Here is an 18175-nt window from a genome sequence, read left to right as displayed (position 1 = left end):
TGGTGAGGCCTTTTTTTATTTAACGTTGATGTTGTACAGCAAACTATTAAACTCGGCAAAAGGCATCCCTTTTTTTCTGATAGAAAATACCGCCTTGTATTTTCCTGCCTGTGCAGGCGCTTTAAAGTTGAAGGTTAAGGTTTGGTTAGCTGTTGGTTTCAACGGCTTATCATAGGTATAGTAAACATCATTATCATCACCAAAAAAGGTTATCAGTAATTCGTCATCATTTGATAGCATATCACCGGTATTGCTGTCTTTGGCGACATTTACTAGCAGGGCTTGCGGAGTGGCATGAATCATGTTTTTAAGTCCGTCAGCCTTAACCTTCCAGATGCCGGTAAAGGTTTTAAAATTGTTTATCGGCGTTAAAAAATATTGTTTATTCTCTACTTTCAATAGCTTGCTTTCTGCATTCAACGAATCTGTAGAAACCAGGGTAATATTTTTACCCTGCACCTTTGCCTGTAGTACTGGTTCATAGTTAAACTGGGTCTTCTTATAATCTATTTTATTAATAGCAAAGCAATCAACACCCGTATAAAACATAAATTCTGAGGGCTCATTATACACATTTACAAATACAAGGGGGCGCGATGCGCTTTCAGCTTTTAAGGCTTTGGCCATCTCTCTCGGATAATGATCGTTAAAGTGAGGGATAGGGAACAGATCAAAAACGAAATTGATGCGGATAACCAGTATCAATATAAAATCAAACACCAGCAAACCGTAAACCAGTTTAGGTACGCTGCTTAAACCCTGCAAGTACAAATAAGTAAGGCATATCATAGCAGGCAGGGCAACAGCAGTCCAATGGATGTTGATGTTTCCTTTGAAGGATGACAGCAAGAAAAACCCAAAAATGCCGATGACATTAAATTTTAATGCACGCTGCAACGAGTTCTTTGGCTTATACAGCAAGCTGCAAACCAATAAAACCACCGGGCCGGTAATGGCTGCCTGCTCGCCTATGTAACCTAATACATTCTGCAATGCAAACTCGCTCGTGCGCTCCTGGAACTGGAACCTGATGGTAGGGTAGTTGTGCTCATATTGCCAGTTAATATGCGGTGCAAATAAAACAAGTGCTATCAATATAATGCCATAGAACGATTTTCGCCTGAACAAACTCAAATTTGATAGAACGGTAAAACCAATAACCAATATGCCATGGTACTTTGAATACAATAGCAGGGCTGCAACAATGCCAAGTTTAAGGGCATTAAGCACTGTATCGCGGGTAAGGTAATCGCGGTAAAGGTACAGGAACAAAACTGCGAAAAACAGCAAAGGCGTATCAGGTAGTGCCATAAACGAGTACAGGTTCATGAAAACCGATGAAAGCATCAGCATCACAGCTAACCTAACGTTCAACTTTTCTGTGGCCTCACCCTCTATCAATTTATATATAAGCGCAAAGGTGGCGCTGCCCATTAAACAGGTGAGTAAACGCACGCCAAGCTCGCCGGGCAAAATGCTCGAACCCAGCCTTGCCAGCAGTGCTATCATAGGCGGATGGTCAAAATATCCCCAGTCTAATTGTTTGCCGTAGAACCAGTAGTAAGCCTCATCATTTAAAAAAGCACTAAACCACGATTGCAGAAAGTTGACGGCAAAAATGGCGAGGAATATTTTAAAGGCGTTGCTTTTAAGGATGTTAGGCATAGCATGAGATTTGCTGTAAATATAACAGGCTCATGTTTACACAAGACCACTGTTGCATATTTATTACAAAGAGGCATGGGCAGTTATATTTTCCTGCTCATGCTTTTTTAAACGCTGATAATTGATCTTAAATAACTGTATGGCCAGTATTTTATCATCGGTGTGATTCATATAAAAACTTATCCAGCCCGAGTTAATAAAGCTATGATGGTCATTTACGCGGCGGTCATCTGCCATTAACTGTTGTTTTATGGCCTTGCTAAAAGGCATATCGAGCAAGCCGTTACTATGGATATGGCCAAGCTCTTTACCGTAAATATCAAACTGCAGGCCACCGTATTTGTGGGTATGGATAACAATATCCGGCCAGTGGCCTACCTCTGCCTCTATATCGTCAATAACTATCAGTAATTTGGGATTAAAAAGCAGGGTGAAGAACCTGAGCATTGCGTCAAAAATATGTGCAAGCCCGGGTACATGCTTTAAAAAGCCAAGGTATCTGATGATAAAAGCAAACATCTATTCTATTTCGCTCAGTTGTTTAATATGATCCATTACACGCAGGTGTACGTTACGGGTAATGCTTGACGCCCACAGATCATAATACCACGTTGGGAAAACATATAATCTGTACCAGCTATTACCGGTAAGGGTGGTGGTGCCGTCGCCATTATCTTTTAACAGGAATTGCCCGCGCAGGATATCTATATGGCCCATTATCTCCGGGTCGCGGGGCTGATGGGTAATATCAAAGGTAAGGTTTCGGTTCTCATCGTAAGTGGAGATCTTTTCATCAAACACATATCCATTACTGAATATACACTTACGGTTAGCTCCCAAATGGTAACCACTGGCGGTTGATTGCACCGGGCTGGGCATGCCTATCCTGAAGAGCCAGTAGTTAGGCTTTGCCTCAATGCGTTTATAAGCCACCACGTATTGCCACACTTTAGCAGGTGGGGCTTTTATAACCATGGTATCGGCCACCATGTTTTCGTAGTGATGCTTTGATAAGGAGTCGAACACGAATATGCCAAGCAGCAAAACGATGATGCTGGTATTGAGTTTTTGATCGTTACGTTTAAACATGGCCCGGCCTATCCCTTCGCCTATCCAGATGAAAGTAAACAACAGTGGCGATACAATGATAAGGCAAATCACCCCCTCTTGCATAAAAACAGAACTTACTACACAACCCAGAAAAGTATTACGCAAAGCGTTGCCTGCCAACTGGTATCCCGATAGGTCCATATTGCGCCAATACCAGGCGCTGATGATTCCCATTAACAAAGGGATGATAACAAACTCAGAGAATATTAATACGCCCGGCGTATCATTTATTTTTTTAAATACCAGTGCCGTAAGCGATAATAGAATGAGCGCAAAGGCATTAGATGCAATGAATCCTTTAGTGTAATCTGAAATTTTGATCTTAGGCATGTTGTTGTGATAAAGCGGTTTTAAGATAAGTTAATTTTTTGGTGTAGCGATAAGCCAGCAGTAACGGAATAATACCGATAGCCCCGAATGAGCAATCAATTAATTGCCAAAATAAAGGTATCTGCCTGATGTTGCCGGCAATAAACGCCAGCGGAAAAATGGCTATGCAGGCGATGATGCCAAATTGCATCACCCAGATATTTTTAATTGGGTCTTGCGCCGGGCCTATAAACAGTACGGCTAATAACAAATGCGCAAAAGCCAGCCAATCTGTACCATAAGATAGGTAGGGATAATTGATATTGGTTATTTTAACTGCACTATAAATAGTACCGAACCACGCCTTCGCATTGATTGACATGAGGCCCGAGTGGTTATTAAACCAGGCCAGTTCAGTTTCGATAGGGAAGGCGGTGATGCCGCTCAAAGCCAGGCCGATAACGAGTACCCAAAGCCAGATCTTTATCCGTTTTTTTAATTGTGTGGTGGTAAGTGCCATAATGTATTCAGGTTAAGGTTTTACGCTCAGCAAGTCATGTACGGCCTGGGCAGCCTCGGTGTATTGGAAAGGGTAGCTACTATCCAGCAATAGTTGTGGTTTTACCCAGCGGCTTTTTAGTATTAGTTCGGTTTCGGTGCCAATGATAGCCGCGCCAATTTCCAGTAGCCATTTGGGTGCAGGCAAACCGAAGGGGATGCCATACGCCTTACGGATGATGCGCATCAGGTCGGTATTTTTAATGGCGTTGGGCGCTGTGGCATTAATGGCGCCGGTAAGTTCTTTATGCTGATAAACCCATTCGGTAATGGCGGCCACATCCTGCTCGTGGATCCAGCTTACGTACTGGCTGCCATCGCCCTGTTTACCGCCCATGCCAAATTTTACCAGGTTACGCAACACAGGGAACGCCCCGCCATCGTGGCTCAACACTATCCCTATCCGCAAAGCAACTTTACGGGTGTTTGGTGTATCCTGCTCAAAAAAAGTCTTTTCCCATTGTTTGCAAACTTCAATAGAGAAGCCATAACCAATATCGCCGGTGGTTTCGTTCTGCGGGCGGTCTTCCGCATGGCGGTAAATGGTGGCAGATGCCGCATTGATCCAAAGCGCGGGCGGGTTAGCTAAGTTGCCCACCACCTCGCCCAGCAAACGGGTAGGGTTGAGCCTTGAACTAAATATCTCCGCTTTGTTCTTTTCAGTGTAGCGGCAGTTCACGTTTTTACCGCAAAGGTTAATAAGCAAGTCGGCGCCATCCAGCTCTTGCGCCCATGTGCCAATGGTGCGGGCATCCCAAACTACGGTGCGGATATTACCATCAGCAGCTTTGGGTTTGCGACTAAGTATGATGATTTCGCTTGCTTTATCGCGATAATAATTGGCCAGCGTGGTACCGAGGCTCCCGGCTCCGCCGGCTAAGATGATCTTGTTGTATAACATTGTGATAAGGTTTAGGTAAATAATATAATAACAAGCACCAAGGCGCGGTATATAGCCCAGCTGATAGTTAACCGCCAGCCAATGCCCATTAACTTGCTCCTGCGGATGTGCTCTAAAAACATCAGCCCGGCAACCATCATAAAGTAACAGGTGTAAAAGAGGGGATGGGCACCAATAAGCCCGCTTAGTAAAACAACAGGTAATAGCAGTACACTTCCTGCAAAAGAGATGGTCATCATGTTACCCAGGTACTCCCAGCGTTTTTGGCCAAACAACAAACTGATAATAACGCCCTGAAATAGGATCTGCCCGCCACAGATCACATACTCGCGGTAAGCGCTGCCAACCGGTACCATGCCTTGTAGCAACGGGGCGTATTGGGTAAGGATAGCGGCAGTAACCAGCCAGGTGAGCAGCAAATATGCAATGCGGTAACGTAGTTTAAATGTAGGCTGATACATAAAATCGTCCTTAGCCGCAGGGATAATTACCCTGCGATTGTAAGAGATAAAGGCGTAAACCTTGCTCATTACCCAAACAAAAGGTTTAAAAGCAAATAAGCTCTTGAATACCGGCATGGCGGCGCCCAAAACTTTAAAAAGGCTGCTGATGCCATAGGTAACCTCGCCGGTTTCGTGGTTTACCAGGGCTATCTCGTCTGCCGCGCGCTGGCGGTTCACTAACGGGCAGGCATCCTGCGCCAGTTCCTGGTAAGGGGTGCGGCCTGCGCTATCCAGCAGACCGGTTTTAACAAATGCCTTTGTATATATATCACACATAGGGCACTCTGCATCGTAAAGTATGGTGTAATTGCCAAGTGTTTTCATTATTGTAATATTTATATTTTCAGTAAATTTTGAAACATTGAATCCAAAAAAAATGTCCTACTTGAACATTTTAAATATCGAACCCCAAAACCAGCTTTCTTCGGCTTTAAGCATGGTATCCAAAGCGCGGTCGGCATTCTTAGACATTTTATTGATGTCTGTTACCGATTTATTGAAAGTTTTAAAGTCGGGGTCGTTCTTATCGCCTTTTACTTGCTCCAGTTCGCCAAGCACTTTCAGCAAGGGTTCTAACTCGCGTTTGCGGCGTTCTTTTGCTACCTGGCGTGCAATATTCCAGATATCTTTATCAGCAAAAAAATATTCTTTACGTTCGCCGGGCTTTAGTTGTTTTTCTATCAATCCCCAGCCTATCAGGTCGCGCAGGGTCATGTTAGCATTACCGCGAGAGATGCTCAGCTCTTCCATCACCTGTTCGGTGGTAAGGGCCTCTGGTGTAATCAGCAATAAAGCATGTACCTGTGCCATGGTGCGGTTAATGCCCCACTCAGAAGCTAATTTGCCCCAGGTATCGATAAACTTTTGCTTTGCTTCAGGTAATTGCATATACAAATGTAGATATAGTTTTCAACTTTCAAAACTTTTTGAAAGTTTATTTTAAATATTTACTCGCTAATTTTTTACTCACCCCGACTTTGCTTCGCTCGTCGACCCTCTCTACGTCGTAAAGAGGGTGAGAATTTTTAACCCTCTTTTCGCGCAGCGAAGAGAGGGCGGTCCAGCGGAGCGTAAACCGGGTGAGTAAACTACGCTTGCTTATCCAAGGCTATTCAAAAGGCTTAACCTGTCTGTTTCCACAAGCCGGACGCTTGCGGGAGGGTATGTTAACTACGTTTGTTTATCCAATCCCTTCAAAAACTCCTCAGCATTGTGCAAATGGCGTTTCTTTTTGGCCTCATCCATTTTATCAAACGACTTAACCAGCATGCCCAGCCTTGGGTTTTGGGTAAAAAAGTTACGGTGCTTATGCATAAAACGCCAGAACAGGCCATCCCAGGTATCCTGCCAGTCGCCTTTTGGCCAGTTGCCCATTTTCATAAGGTAGTTGCTGCCGCTGATGTAGGGTTTGGTCATCATTAAGCCACCATCGGCAAACTGGGTCATGCCGTAGGTGTTGGGCACCATCACCCAGTCGTAAGCATCAATGTACATTTCCATAAACCAGCGGTAAACATCATCGGGATGAAACTCGCACAGCAGCATAAAATTGCCCATCACCATCAACCGTTCAATATGGTGACTATAGCCGGTATGCAGCACGCGCTTAATAACCGTATCAATGGGGGCGATGCCGGTCTCGCCCTTCCAAAAAGTGCGGGGGATGCGGCGATTAAAGCCCCAATAGTTTTTGGTACGCTGCTTAACACCCTCACGCTCGTATACGATATGGATAAACTCGCGCCAGCCCATTATCTGGCGGATAAAACCTTCCAGTGAATTGAGCGGGATATCATTCTCCGCGGCAAAATCCAGTGTTTTGTCTATTACCTGCTGCGGATCTAACAAGCCGGTGTTGATAAGCGGCGACAGGATAGAATGGTACAGAAAACTCTCCCCTGTCACCATAGCATCTTCATAAACCCCGAATTTATCAAAGCGATGTTTCAAAAAATCATTCAGCCAAAGCACAGCCTCGTGATGCGTAACCGGGTAAAAGCCACCTATGTTTCCGAATGGCGACCTGGTATCTCCATAGTTATCGGGATAGTGTTGCTCCACCCATTTTATGGCGTCCTTAACGTATTTGTTCTCATCGAGCGGGTTAAGCATGGGCACCACCTCATTCTTAGGGAATTTCTGCCGGTTCTCGGTATCATAGGTCCATTTGCCGCCGAGCGGTTTATCGTTACCCTCTAATAAGATGTTGCGTTGCTTTCGCTGCGCGATGTAGAAATCAGTCTGGAAATAGGTTTTCTTCCCGTCGAAGTAATCGGCTACATCATCTGTGCTGTTCAGGAAGTTGGGTGTATCGTATTTCTTTATGCCGATGTTGTGTTTTTCGCAGGCGGATACTATGCGCTTCTCCAGCCAGTCGTCGGCCACATGGACATAGTGAATGTTATCCACGCCCTGTTTGGCCAGATGCAGTATCAGTTTACGGATATCGCAAAGCTTATCTGTTGCCTCAATGTAATGTACTTTGATGCCCTGTTCCCTGAGGTGGTCCGCATAGTATTGCATAGATGCCCTGTGCAGCACCAGTTTCTTTTTGTGGAAGGCGTATTGATTAAAAAAGAGTTCTTCCTCAACAAGATAAACCTCATGGCTTTTACTCACCGCAGGGTGTTTTTTGAAAAGCTGATGCGGAAAAATGAGGGTTGCCTGATGCATAGAAAAGCAACAGAAGCGCAACCCAAATAGTTTGCCGTCGCGAGATTAGCGCAGCGTATCTCGTGACACTGCATGCAGGAAGCATTCTGCTTCCGTCAGCTGAAAGCTGAAATCATGCAAGTCACGAGCTGAAAGCTCGCGACGGCGGCTACTGACAAAATCTTGTCAGTCATAAATATTTGGTAATCAGGTGTTAACGTATGTTCATGGCGTGAACGTGAACACCTGATCTAATCTCAATTTATCGGATCTGCTTTTGCAGGCTTAGCCGGGTCATAAACCGCTACACAAACTCTCGAATCGGCGGCGCCGTAATATAAAAACCATTTCTTTTTAAAGTAGGCCATCCCTTCAAGGAAAACGGTACCGGCCGGGTACTGGCCGCTCTTTTCAAAGGAAGCCATCGGCCTCATGAACGGTACATCCAAACGGGTAATAAATTTCAGCGGGTCGTTCTTATCAAACAAACCCTGACCGGCACAGTAGCTGTTCGGCGTAAAACGCTTGTCGCCGTCATCGCCGGCTTTGTTTTTGCCGTTGTAGAGCAGCACAATCCCTTTATCCGTCATAATAGCCGGCGGGCCGCACTCGGTAAGCTCACTATCGAAGTAACCCTTGCGCGGAGAGAATAGTTCGGTCAAATTACCATCGGGGTTAACCACCGGTGTCCAGTCCACCAGGTTGGTTGAGGTTGCGGCATAAACGTGCAGTTCGCCCCAGTACATCCAGTATTTGCCTTTTACTTTAGCCACTACCTGTTTGCCGTTAACAATTTTAGTCAGTATAGATGCCGATTTATGCGGGATGTTAAGGAACTTGCCTTTGTATGCATCCTCGAATATAGGGCCGTGTTTGGTCCAGTGTTTTAGGTCTTTTGAGGTGGCTACGCCCAGGCGGGGTACATCACGGTTCCATTGGGTGTAAAACACCACGTAGGTGCCGTTAATGGTTACTGCCACACGGGGATCTTCGCAACCGCCGGGCCACTCGTATTTTTTCTGGCTATCATTGGCAGGGTAAAACACTGGCGCTTTATCGCGTTTAAAGTGCAAACCATCTTTACTTGCCGCATAACCCAAACGCGAGGTACGGTAACCTATCCCCACGCCCGACTTATCTTCAGAGCGGTAAAGCACCACCACATTGCCTTTATAAACCGCCGCCCCGGGGTTAAACGTATCGTTTGATTCCCATCCCACATATTTTTTCAGCACCGGGTCAAAAAAGCGGGTGGTACTATCCGGCGATATAATGGGGTTAAGCGTTGTTTCGCGCTCAAAACCACCTAAGGCCCAGGCAGGTAATTTGTTGGTATCCTGGGCTAAGGCGCTGCCGGTTAAAAAGCATAATAAAGCCGCGCTTTTAATAAAGATGAGGATGGTTCTCATATAAACAGGTTAATGTTTGGGTTTAATTGGCAATTGAACAAATATATACATCAGTGGCTTAATAACTAAAGGCCAATAACATCTTCAGATGTTAGTGTTGCGGTTAAACTACAATTCTCATCGTAGCTTTTTGAGGCATCAAGACCAAATAGTTTCATCAGTTCTTCGCGAATGTTTTTGTTGGCAGGGTTCCGTAGATCAAAGTGAGTGCGGTAATCTTTATACATGGCAAAATCAAAACCGCCATTTGATATGGATTTTTGTATCTCGTATAACTCGGCGTATCGCGGATAAATACCAACACCATAAAAGCCAAAAGGGTTAATTATTTTATGTTGTGATTCGGCATTAAATGGGTTATCCGCATAAAAGTATTCGCTAAAAGATGTTGATGGTACCTCCTTGTGAATAAGCCCCCATTGCAAAAATGCCGAACGCTGCTGCGCATCAATATGCCTGCCGTATGAGATAGGGAAATCAAGATCATCAGGTGTTAATTTTTTGTGCCCGATAATCTCAAATTGTCCATAAAGCAACAGGTTATCCATCATGTAGTCTGACGGCAATGAGGGCTGTTTTTGAAGCACGTTTATATCAACATCCTTTTTGTCAGAAATGTAAGCGTATAGTTTAACCAGTACCGGTAATGTCATCACAAAACCAAGGCCATGCCCTTTTGGTAATTCTATCTTTTTCCTAAGCCGCGCTATATCAACCAATATACGCCCAAAGCCATACTGAGTGCGACTGATCTTAAAGGCAAAATAATCGCCGTGTTTAAATTTGCAGTTCTTGCGTTTGGCATTTTTAAATTCTTCAATATCCTTTAAGTGCAAAGCCGAACTACTGCTTATAAAGTCGACCACAGTATTGTTAATATCCTGCGTGGGTGCATCTTTTTTTTGAGGCTTTTCCCAACTGGTATCATAAAAAGTTGTTTGCGTGGTGTGGTTACCAATAAACACCCTGACATAATTATCTATTTCGCAATAAGTACCCAAAGGATGCCTTGACGACAATACCGAACCCGAAAGTGCTTTCTCTTTGCCTTTGGCAGTTTTAGGAAGAAGCACGATCCTATCGCGGGTTGGTTCATTATACTGCGTCTCATTATACAATGTATCAGTTGAAATGATGCGCCTTTTTATAACATCACCATCAAAGTAAACAATACCTTCTTCCCGATAAGGGCCACTCTTGAGGGACGCTTTTTCCCAATGGGGTTCAACGGGGTCGAGGCCAAGGTAGCGGCGCTGTTCGTTAGATAGTTCGAATGCCATGTTTTTTGGGATTAATAGAGCAAGATAGCGCCTTGCAAACAAAGTTAAACTAAAAAAGCCGCATAAGCGGCTTTATATGATCAGGATAAGGTTGTTGCTACTATTCGGGGCCAACGGTGCCGGTTTTTACTTCGCCGCTTTTTTTGTAGTTGGTCACAATGACTCCCTTAGGTGTGATATGGCTTTCAGCCAGTTCAAATTCTTTAGGTATAGCATCGTTGCCAAAAAGCTTTTTGCCGTTGCCCAGGATAATAGGATAGATGTTTAGCCAGAACTCATCTACCAGATCATGTTTCAACAGCAGTTTAACCAATTCGCTGCTGCCCCAGATCTTCAGGTCGCGGCCTTCGGTGTTTTTCAGTTGTTCTACATCCTCAACCGTTTTCAGGAAATGAGAATTATCCCAGGCAGATTCGGTAAGCGTGTTAGTGAAAGCATATTTGTTTACTTCCATAATGCCAGGCCAGTATTGCGAGTGCTTTGGCCAGTATTCTGAAAAAATGTCAAAGGTTTTGCGGCCCAGCAGCAGGTCGGCAGGTTCTAATTGTTTTTGCATTACTTTTCCCAGTTCTTCGTCGCCGTAAGGAGCTGTCCAGCCGCCCAGTTTAAAACCGTTTGAAGTATCTTCTTCCGGGCCGCCCGGGCCTTGCATTACCCCATCTAATGTGATGAATGACAGTACGATTATTTTTCTCATGTTTTAGGTCTCCTGTTTTTATTTGTTTTTCAATAATTCAAATCTCAGAATAAATATAACACCGGCCGCGGTGTGAAAATGACTAATGAACGGGCTGAATGCGACTTGTATGAAATTGATTTTTTGATAATTATAAATTTAATTCTGATATTTAGTTAACCTAAATATCCCTGTGAAGAAAACCATCGCCATTGGATTTTTGCTTATCTGCCTTTTTAATATAAGCGGGCCGCTTATATTAAGGCAATATGCATCTTATTTGGCCGAACGTTTTTACAATAAACAGATCAGTAACGGGCTTTATAACAAGAGCGATCTTACCGAAATAAAGCTGCCTGCCCACATGCCCAACATTACCGACTGGCCGGGTTACGAAAATGTTAGCGGGCAAATAAAGTTTGATGATGTGGCGTATAACTATGTAGCCATGCGGATAACACGTACTGCTATTTATTTAAAATGTGTACCAAATTATGAAACCACGCGCCTCTCAACCGAGAATGTTCTTGTTTCAAAGGGGGTAAGTAAAGTACCGGTAAGCCCTAAAGATCATTTACCTACGCTTAAAATTTTACTGGTGAACCAGATCTCGCCGGTGCATAACTTTTTCCAGTTTACCACACCGGTTACCCGGATATTTTCGAGGGTTACAGAATCGGTTCAATCTCTTTGCTATACTTACCTCTCCATCCCCGAGCAACCACCCAAATTTGTTGCTTAGCTGTAAGCACTGTTTTATTTAAGCAATTAATAAATTGTTGAGGGGGCTTTATGCTGCCTTACGCGCCTGTACAGCAAAATCTCAAAAGCGGTTAACCCGCGCCCGTATTTAACAATTATCAAAACTATAATGATCATAGCATGGCTGTAGCTTAGCTGCGCATGCTGTTACCTATATTATCATGTACAAATTTAATATACTGACTAAAGGGTTACTCCTTTGCGCAGTAGCAACAGGCCTTTATGCCTGCCAGTCATCTTCGCACCAGCAAATGATAGATATGCTGACGAAGTTGCACAAGCGTAACCATAGCGCACAAAACTCATTTGCGCCCGATGTTAAACTACATTTTAGCGATTCGGTACTGTCTGTTCCGGGTAATGCTAACAACATTGCGGCTTTAATGGATGTGGCGCCCTTATTGCTAAAAACCGGCGATGAAGAGCGATCAGTGATGGTTTACAACACTCTTTTAAAGAAAACCAATGTAACACCTGCTGATAATTTAATGACTGATGTGGGGATGGCCTACATGAGGTTAGGCGAGCGTACTAACTGTATGCTTAACCATAACGGCTCATCATGCGTGTTCCCGATAAAAGATGCCGGTGTGCACATTATCAAAACAGGATCAACAAAAGCGATAGAAACCTACCAGAATATCCTGAAAAGTAAACCCGACGATCTGGAATCGAGATGGCTGCTCAACATCGCTTACATGACCCTGGGTGGTTACCCGGACCGGGTGCCTGCGCAGTATCTTATCCCGGGGCTTGATAATACCAAAGGCGCAAATGTGAGGCCTTTTACCGATATGGCGGCAGACCTTGGGCTTAATATAAATGGCCGTGCAGGTGGTGTGATAGCCGAAGATTTTGATAACGATGGTTACCTGGATTTGATCACATCGGGCTGGGAACTGAACGACCCCATGCATTATTTTAAAAACAACCAGGATGGAACGTTTACGGATGTAACCGCTACAAGTGGTTTAAAGGGAATAAATGGTGGGCTGAACATTCAACAAACCGACTATGATAACGATGGCTATAAAGACATATTTGTAATGCGCGGTGCATGGAATGCCCATGGATTTGGCGACCAGCCAAGTTCGTTATTACATAACAACGGCGACGGTACGTTTACGGATGTTACCATATCGGCAGGGTTATTATTTTTTCATCCTACGCAGGCAGCGGTTTGGGCCGATTTTAATAATGATGGATGGCTTGATGTGTTTATAGGTTTTGAAAGCCCAATGGGTTTTGACCAGATAGAGATAGATGAGAGTAAACTTTTCATCAATAATCATGACGGTACTTTTACAGACGTTGCTGATAAAGCACATTGTAATATAGTATCGTTCATAAAAGGCGTAACAGCTGCCGATTACGATAACGATGGCTGGCCGGATATTTTTGCATCCACACTTGATGGGCGTAAGTTTTTACTAAAAAACAAGGGAAAGGCCGGTGCGATACCGGATTTTGAAGACGTGAGCGAAGCCTCGGGCGTAGCCGCCAACAGGAACGGTACTTTTACAACCTGGTTCTTTGATTACAACAACGATGGCTGGCCCGATATTATGGCGGCCGATTACAGGTTTACAACCTCGCTGGCATATTACGCCGCTGCCGCTGCTTTAGGGAAACCTGAACCGGGAAATGGTAATATCTATCTTTTTAGAAACAACCGGAACGGCACTTTTACAGAAGTGACTAAGCAAGCCGGGTTAGATAAAGTTGTTTTTAGTATGGGGGCCAACTTTGGCGATATCGATAATGATGGCTATCCCGATATGTATTTCGGATCGGGCAACCCTGATTTTAAATCGCTGGTGCCCAATAAAATGTTCAGGAATGTTAATGGCGAGCGTTTTGAGGATGTAACCATATCATCGCGCACAGGTAACCTGCAAAAAGGCCATGGTGTGGCTTTTGCCGATTTCAGGAACACTGGTATCCAGGATATATTTGCAGAGATGGGCGGCGCTGTTATTGGCGATTCGTACAGAAGTTCGCTTTATGTAAATCCCGGCCAAAACAACAATAACTGGATAAGCCTGAAACTTGAAGGAACCATAGCCAACAGTGCAGCTATCGGCAGCCGCATTAAGATCACGTTTACTGATAATGGTGTTAAGCGCAGCGTTTACAAAGATGTAAACTCGGGCGGCAGCTTCGGTTCATCGCCGCTGGCGCAAGAGATTGGCGTGGGGCAGGCAAAAATATTAGACGATATTGAGATAAAATGGGCCGGTAGTAAAACTGTGCAGCATTTTAAAAGCGTTGCTGTGAACCAGTTCCTGCATATTGTTGAGGGTAAAAACCAAACGGAGTTGCTGCATCTCAGAAAAGCTGTCTTCAAGAAAAAAGATGCGCCATTAGTATGTATGCCGATGGCCGTTAACACTGCACGAAACCATTAGGATTAAATTTAGTTGATTTTTGAAGCCCGGCTGATATCCCATCAGCCGGGCTTTTTTGTGGATTTTTTCGACAGGTTATATTTAGATAAAAATTTATTTAAACAATTATAAAACGATTTAGCAAAATTTATTTATCATTGTTTCACAATTATAACCCGTTACCCAAAATGCTGAAACCCTATACTTATTTGCGCCTTAAAGCAGGTTTTGCCAAAGGCTTGTTATTGATATCTATACTTAGCGGCAGCGCCGTTATGCAAAGCTGTTCTAAAAAGATATTGCCAAATGCACCTCAAAATGCCAACTTGTTCAAAGCCGGCGACAGGGTGGCATTTCTCGGGAACAGCATTACGCATGGTGGCCGTTACCATCAGTATATATGGCTGTATTACATGACTCGTTTCCCTGAGCTGCGTTTAACCATCATGAACGGTGGTGTTGGTGGCGATGTGGTTTCTAATATTAACAACCGTTTTGATGAGGATATTCTTACCAAGCATCCCACTAAGATCGATCTTACCTTCGGGATGAACGACTCAGGTTTCTTCCAGTATATGCAGGGCGATTCGGCCAAGATCTCAGACATGCTGGTAGCCAAATGCGACAGCGCTTTTAAACTGCTGCAGGTAAAACTACTTCAGCATAAAGAAATTAAAACCTCGCTGATAACCGGCTCTCCTTATGATTTTACCACCAAAGTAATCACGGGTAATGGCTGGCGCGAAAAACCTGCAACATTTGAGCGCATAGTTCAACTGCAGAAAGCAACGGCTGCCAAAAACAACTGGCCGTTTATCGATATCTATCACCCGATGGATCAGTTGAACAAAAAGTACCAGGTAACCGATCCTAACTTTACCCTTAGCGGTAGCAATGACAGGGTACACCCCGAATCATACGGCCACCTGGTATGGGCTTATCTGTTCCTATGCAACCAGGGGCTGAAAGATATGGAAGTTGCCGACTTTACTGTTGATGCAGCAAACGCAAAAGCTTTGGCAGCGGTAAATTGTAACATCAGCAACGTGAAGGGTAATGCACAATCTTTAAGCTTTGATTACCTGGCCAACTCATTGCCTTTCCCGGTTGATGAGGAAAAACACAACGGCGATCATCACCCGGCATCTTATGCATTAAACTATGTGCCTTTTACTGATGACCTGAACAAAGAGATGCTGAAAGTGCAAAGCCTTAACGGTACTTATGAGTTGAAAATTGATGATAAAGCTATGGGCCGTTTCAGCGCTGCCGACCTGGCAAAAGGCGTAAACATGGCGCTGATCACCAATACACCGCAATACCAGCAGGCATTGCAGATATTAAAACTGAACGAAGAACGCGGCTCGGTTGAGCGCGAAACGCGCGACTATGCCGTGCAGGTTTACAATTTTGCACGAGCCAACGGTATCAAAAACGATAACGACCCTGCATCATGGGCAAAAATGCGCGAACTAAAGAAAACAAATGGCTGGATAAACAATGACCTGTACGAACGCGGCAGCAATCCTGCTACCCAAAAGGCATGGCAGGACAAAATGAACAGCCTCATAGACCAGATCTACGCAAGCAATAAACCGGTAAAACATAAGATTGAGTTAGTAAAAGTTACCGATAACCAATAACAACAATTTGATTTGAGAGCCTGCGGACGCGATGTTTGCAGGCTTTTTTGTTTAGGTGGGTGTGAGAACTTAGTAAGAAGACATTTAAGCTTTGTCTGATATAGATTCCAGGTCCGGTAGAGCATGCTTTTTATATTGTACTATAAACTCTCTGGCTTCTCTCATATTTTTTGGGTAGGGCGTGTAGTTATCATGTCTGGTTTTAGATAGTTCGTTTTTGCCAACTTGGTAAATATGCTGAAACTTGAACCCGTTTTCTATCAGAAATGATATCATCTGCCAGCCTTTCAGGTCTGTTTTTCCTGGCGGCCTGAAACGATGCGGTAGCAACTTCATCGGTTTACCGCATTGGGGGCAAATAAACAATTCTTTAGAGTCGGAAGCGAATTTCCTGTTGAGGCTTAATCTACACGAAAGGCAAACTTTTTTATGTCCCACAGTTTTTTATTTGGGCGAGGATTTCTTGTTAATTACAATAGCTAATGTAATCATTTTAATGATTGAGTTCTTCGGCAGGTCTGTTATACGGAGACCAGCGTTTATATTGATGTGATGATGCTCTTTTTGAACATGCCATGCTTTACCTTACTTTTGCAAAAAAATTAAAGGCGAGTAGCATGGCCGGGAAGGTGATTTATTTTGATGAGAGCGAAATTGAAGGGATAGACCTGCCCACACGTTTTACGTTTCCATTTTTTTACGAGCCGCATCCGTTGGCGCTGCTCGCATCAGATCAGTTGAGAGCTTATCTCCAAAGTCAAATCAATCTCGACCATAATTTTGGCCTCGACAGGGATACCGAAGGCACGGCCATTGGCAAGATGTTCGGCGTTTTGATAATTCAGGATGCCGAAGGTAGGTTGGGTTATTTGTCCGCCTTTTCGGGCAAACTGGCAAACTCTAACGATCATTCTCATTTTGTGCCGCCGGTATTCGATATGCTTACCGAAGATGGCTTTTTTCTAAAAGGGCAATACATCCTTAACGATATCAACCGAGAGGTTAAAGAGATTGAGGCTAATAAAAGTTACATCGACCTGCAGCAAGAACTCAAGAATCTAACGGCACATACGGAGAAAGAATTGGCTGATTTTAAAAGTCAGCTAAAAGCAAATAAACTCGACCGTAAAAAGCAGCGCGAAGTGCAAAAACAAACACAGAGTGCTGAAGCTTATGCGGATTTTGAGGCCCTGATGATAAAAGGCAGCCTGCACGATAAACATCAGCTAAATGTGTTGAGCGCCAAACACGATGCGCAATTAGATGAACTTCGTAACAGGATAGCAGTATTTAGTGACAGGGTAGAGGCGCTGAAGAAAGAACGCAGGGAATTGTCGGCAGGGTTACAGCAGCAGCTTTTTGAGCAGTATGTTTTTCTGAACCAGCAAGGGCAAACCAAAAGTCTGCATGATATTTTCAGCGAAACAGTTTTGGGCGTACCATCTGCCGCAGGCGAATGCGCTACACCCAAGCTATTGCAATATGCTTTTACTCATGGCTACAAACCCCTTGCTATGGCCGAGTTTTGGTGGGGCGCCTCGCCAAAATCGGAGATACGGGTGCACGGACAATTTTACCCCGCCTGTACCGGTAAATGCAAGCCCATCCTTAAACACATGCTGCAGGGGATTGAGTTGGACGATGACCCCCTGCTCATCAATCCCGGTGAAAGTAAACCACTGGATATTGTTTATGAGGACGACTACTTTGTGGTGGTGAACAAACCGCACGGGCTATTATCTGTGCCCGGTATCAATATAACCGATTCTGTTTATACGAGGTTAAAACAGCTTTTTAAAACGATTGAGCCGATGATCATCCACCGGCTGGATATGGCTACCTCGGGTTTGTTGGTAGTTGCCAAAACAAAGGATGCGCACAAACACATACAGCAGCAGTTTTTAAAACGCACAGTAACCAAACGCTACACGGCCCTGCTTAGCAACGTTATTGCAACGGAAGAAGGCGAGATCAATCTTCCCCTGCGCGGCGACCCGGACGACCGCCCTCGGCAGCTGGTTTGCTTTGAGCATGGCAAAAAAGCTATTACCCGCTACAAGGTTGTGGAATGCAAGGAAGGGAGAACCAAGATATATTTCTGGCCGCAAACCGGCCGCACGCATCAATTGCGTATGCATGCCGCCCATCCGCAGGGCCTCAACGCCCCAATAGTTGGCGACGATCTGTATGGTAGCCCTGCAGAACGTTTGTACCTGCATGCCGCCCATTTGGAATTTATCCACCCCGTATCGGGCGAGAAAATGGTGTTTGAGGTTAACGAGGGTTTTTAAACATAAATAAACAAAAAGAGCAGACTGTA

Annotated in this window: 16 protein-coding genes; 4 read left to right on the top strand and 12 right to left on the bottom strand. The window is 44.4% G+C overall.

The genetic code is table 11. The features are described from left to right. Positions 1 to 15 precede the first annotated feature (15 nt). The 11 genes from D0C36_RS10160 to D0C36_RS10110 all read right to left on the bottom strand — a co-directional run bounded on the left by D0C36_RS10160 (position 16) and on the right by D0C36_RS10110 (position 11084). Positions 16 to 1665, bottom strand: coding sequence for an ArnT family glycosyltransferase (locus D0C36_RS10160; protein WP_117391519.1), 1650 nt, complete (start codon positions 1663 to 1665; stop codon positions 16 to 18). Between the two features lie 63 nt (positions 1666 to 1728). Next, on the bottom strand, positions 1729 to 2112 hold the full coding sequence (locus D0C36_RS10155) for a luciferase domain-containing protein (protein WP_233524462.1): 384 nt from the start codon (positions 2110 to 2112) through the stop codon (positions 1729 to 1731). A 72-nt stretch (positions 2113 to 2184) separates the two neighbouring features. Continuing rightward, positions 2185 to 3105 carry an SRPBCC family protein gene (locus D0C36_RS10150; RefSeq protein WP_117391518.1) on the bottom strand — a complete coding sequence of 307 codons (921 nt, stop codon included), beginning with the start codon at positions 3103 to 3105 and terminating at the stop codon, positions 2185 to 2187. Then, positions 3098 to 3604 (bottom strand): hypothetical protein, encoded by a 507-nt coding sequence (locus D0C36_RS10145; protein ID WP_117391517.1) that lies wholly within the window; start codon positions 3602 to 3604, stop codon positions 3098 to 3100. The genes D0C36_RS10150 and D0C36_RS10145 overlap by 8 nt, the downstream gene beginning before the upstream one ends. 12 nt (positions 3605 to 3616) lie before the next feature. Next, positions 3617 to 4543: a TIGR01777 family oxidoreductase gene (locus D0C36_RS10140; RefSeq protein ID WP_117391516.1), complete on the bottom strand. Its 927-nt coding sequence runs from the start codon at positions 4541 to 4543 to the stop codon at positions 3617 to 3619. A gap of 11 nt (positions 4544 to 4554) precedes the next feature. Continuing rightward, positions 4555 to 5370, bottom strand: coding sequence for a thiol-disulfide oxidoreductase DCC family protein (locus D0C36_RS10135; protein ID WP_117391515.1), 816 nt, complete (start codon positions 5368 to 5370; stop codon positions 4555 to 4557). Positions 5371 to 5427: 57 nt separating this feature from the next. Next, entirely contained in the window at positions 5428 to 5934 is a 507-nt protein-coding gene (locus D0C36_RS10130; RefSeq protein WP_117391514.1) for a GbsR/MarR family transcriptional regulator, read from the bottom strand. Between the two features lie 282 nt (positions 5935 to 6216). After that, on the bottom strand, positions 6217 to 7719 hold the full coding sequence (locus D0C36_RS10125; protein ID WP_117391513.1) for a cryptochrome/photolyase family protein: 1503 nt from the start codon (positions 7717 to 7719) through the stop codon (positions 6217 to 6219). Positions 7720 to 7955: 236 nt separating this feature from the next. Then, a complete protein-coding gene (locus tag D0C36_RS10120; protein WP_117391512.1) occupies positions 7956 to 9107 on the bottom strand; it encodes a glycoside hydrolase family 130 protein in 1152 nt (383 codons plus the stop codon). Between the two features lie 65 nt (positions 9108 to 9172). After that, on the bottom strand, positions 9173 to 10387 hold the full coding sequence (locus D0C36_RS10115; protein ID WP_117391511.1) for an immunity 26/phosphotriesterase HocA family protein: 1215 nt from the start codon (positions 10385 to 10387) through the stop codon (positions 9173 to 9175). A 100-nt stretch (positions 10388 to 10487) separates the two neighbouring features. Continuing rightward, on the bottom strand, positions 10488 to 11084 hold the full coding sequence (locus tag D0C36_RS10110; RefSeq protein WP_117391510.1) for a dihydrofolate reductase family protein: 597 nt from the start codon (positions 11082 to 11084) through the stop codon (positions 10488 to 10490). Positions 11085 to 11256: 172 nt separating this feature from the next. Between D0C36_RS10110 and D0C36_RS10105 the strand changes: the two genes are divergently transcribed. From D0C36_RS10105 to D0C36_RS10095, 3 genes are all read left to right on the top strand, one after another. Next, positions 11257 to 11805 carry a hypothetical protein gene (locus D0C36_RS10105; protein ID WP_117391509.1) on the top strand — a complete coding sequence of 183 codons (549 nt, stop codon included), beginning with the start codon at positions 11257 to 11259 and terminating at the stop codon, positions 11803 to 11805. 181 nt (positions 11806 to 11986) lie between these two features. Then, positions 11987 to 14233 carry a CRTAC1 family protein gene (locus D0C36_RS10100; RefSeq protein ID WP_117391508.1) on the top strand — a complete coding sequence of 749 codons (2247 nt, stop codon included), beginning with the start codon at positions 11987 to 11989 and terminating at the stop codon, positions 14231 to 14233. Positions 14234 to 14400: 167 nt separating this feature from the next. Beyond that, a complete protein-coding gene (locus tag D0C36_RS10095) occupies positions 14401 to 15855 on the top strand; it encodes an SGNH/GDSL hydrolase family protein (protein ID WP_117391507.1) in 1455 nt (484 codons plus the stop codon). 84 nt (positions 15856 to 15939) lie between these two features. Here the strand turns inward: D0C36_RS10095 and D0C36_RS10090 are convergent, their stop codons facing one another. After that, complete coding sequence (locus tag D0C36_RS10090; protein WP_117391506.1) at positions 15940 to 16191, bottom strand: hypothetical protein; 252 nt, start codon at positions 16189 to 16191, stop codon at positions 15940 to 15942. A gap of 281 nt (positions 16192 to 16472) precedes the next feature. On the opposite strand from D0C36_RS10090, the gene D0C36_RS10085 reads away from it, so the two are divergent. Next, positions 16473 to 18146 (top strand): RluA family pseudouridine synthase, encoded by a 1674-nt coding sequence (locus D0C36_RS10085; RefSeq protein WP_117392723.1) that lies wholly within the window; start codon positions 16473 to 16475, stop codon positions 18144 to 18146. The last annotated feature ends 29 nt before the right edge of the window (positions 18147 to 18175 follow it).

Origin of the sequence: Mucilaginibacter conchicola, assembly GCF_003432115.1 — a bacterium.
Classification (GTDB): Bacteria; Bacteroidota; Bacteroidia; order Sphingobacteriales; family Sphingobacteriaceae; genus Mucilaginibacter; species Mucilaginibacter conchicola.
This window is presented reverse-complemented; position numbering and strand designations above follow the sequence as displayed.

What these genes read in the sequence shown, in the direction of transcription:
- D0C36_RS10160 (WP_117391519.1), bottom strand. Translation starts at nt 1,665, where the DNA reads ATGCCTAACATCCTTAAAAGCAACGCCTTTAAAATATTCCTCGCCATT.
- D0C36_RS10155 (WP_233524462.1), bottom strand. Translation starts at nt 2,112, where the DNA reads ATGCTCAGGTTCTTCACCCTGCTTTTTAATCCCAAATTACTGATAGTT.
- D0C36_RS10150 (WP_117391518.1), bottom strand. Translation starts at nt 3,105, where the DNA reads ATGCCTAAGATCAAAATTTCAGATTACACTAAAGGATTCATTGCATCT.
- D0C36_RS10145 (WP_117391517.1), bottom strand. Translation starts at nt 3,604, where the DNA reads ATGGCACTTACCACCACACAATTAAAAAAACGGATAAAGATCTGGCTT.
- D0C36_RS10140 (WP_117391516.1), bottom strand. Translation starts at nt 4,543, where the DNA reads ATGTTATACAACAAGATCATCTTAGCCGGCGGAGCCGGGAGCCTCGGT.
- D0C36_RS10135 (WP_117391515.1), bottom strand. Translation starts at nt 5,370, where the DNA reads ATGAAAACACTTGGCAATTACACCATACTTTACGATGCAGAGTGCCCT.
- D0C36_RS10130 (WP_117391514.1), bottom strand. Translation starts at nt 5,934, where the DNA reads ATGCAATTACCTGAAGCAAAGCAAAAGTTTATCGATACCTGGGGCAAA.
- D0C36_RS10125 (WP_117391513.1), bottom strand. Translation starts at nt 7,719, where the DNA reads ATGCATCAGGCAACCCTCATTTTTCCGCATCAGCTTTTCAAAAAACAC.
- D0C36_RS10120 (WP_117391512.1), bottom strand. Translation starts at nt 9,107, where the DNA reads ATGAGAACCATCCTCATCTTTATTAAAAGCGCGGCTTTATTATGCTTT.
- D0C36_RS10115 (WP_117391511.1), bottom strand. Translation starts at nt 10,387, where the DNA reads ATGGCATTCGAACTATCTAACGAACAGCGCCGCTACCTTGGCCTCGAC.
- D0C36_RS10110 (WP_117391510.1), bottom strand. Translation starts at nt 11,084, where the DNA reads ATGAGAAAAATAATCGTACTGTCATTCATCACATTAGATGGGGTAATG.
- D0C36_RS10100 (WP_117391508.1), top strand. Translation starts at nt 11,987, where the DNA reads ATGTACAAATTTAATATACTGACTAAAGGGTTACTCCTTTGCGCAGTA.
- D0C36_RS10095 (WP_117391507.1), top strand. Translation starts at nt 14,401, where the DNA reads ATGCTGAAACCCTATACTTATTTGCGCCTTAAAGCAGGTTTTGCCAAA.
- D0C36_RS10090 (WP_117391506.1), bottom strand. Translation starts at nt 16,191, where the DNA reads ATGAAGTTGCTACCGCATCGTTTCAGGCCGCCAGGAAAAACAGACCTG.
- D0C36_RS10085 (WP_117392723.1), top strand. Translation starts at nt 16,473, where the DNA reads ATGGCCGGGAAGGTGATTTATTTTGATGAGAGCGAAATTGAAGGGATA.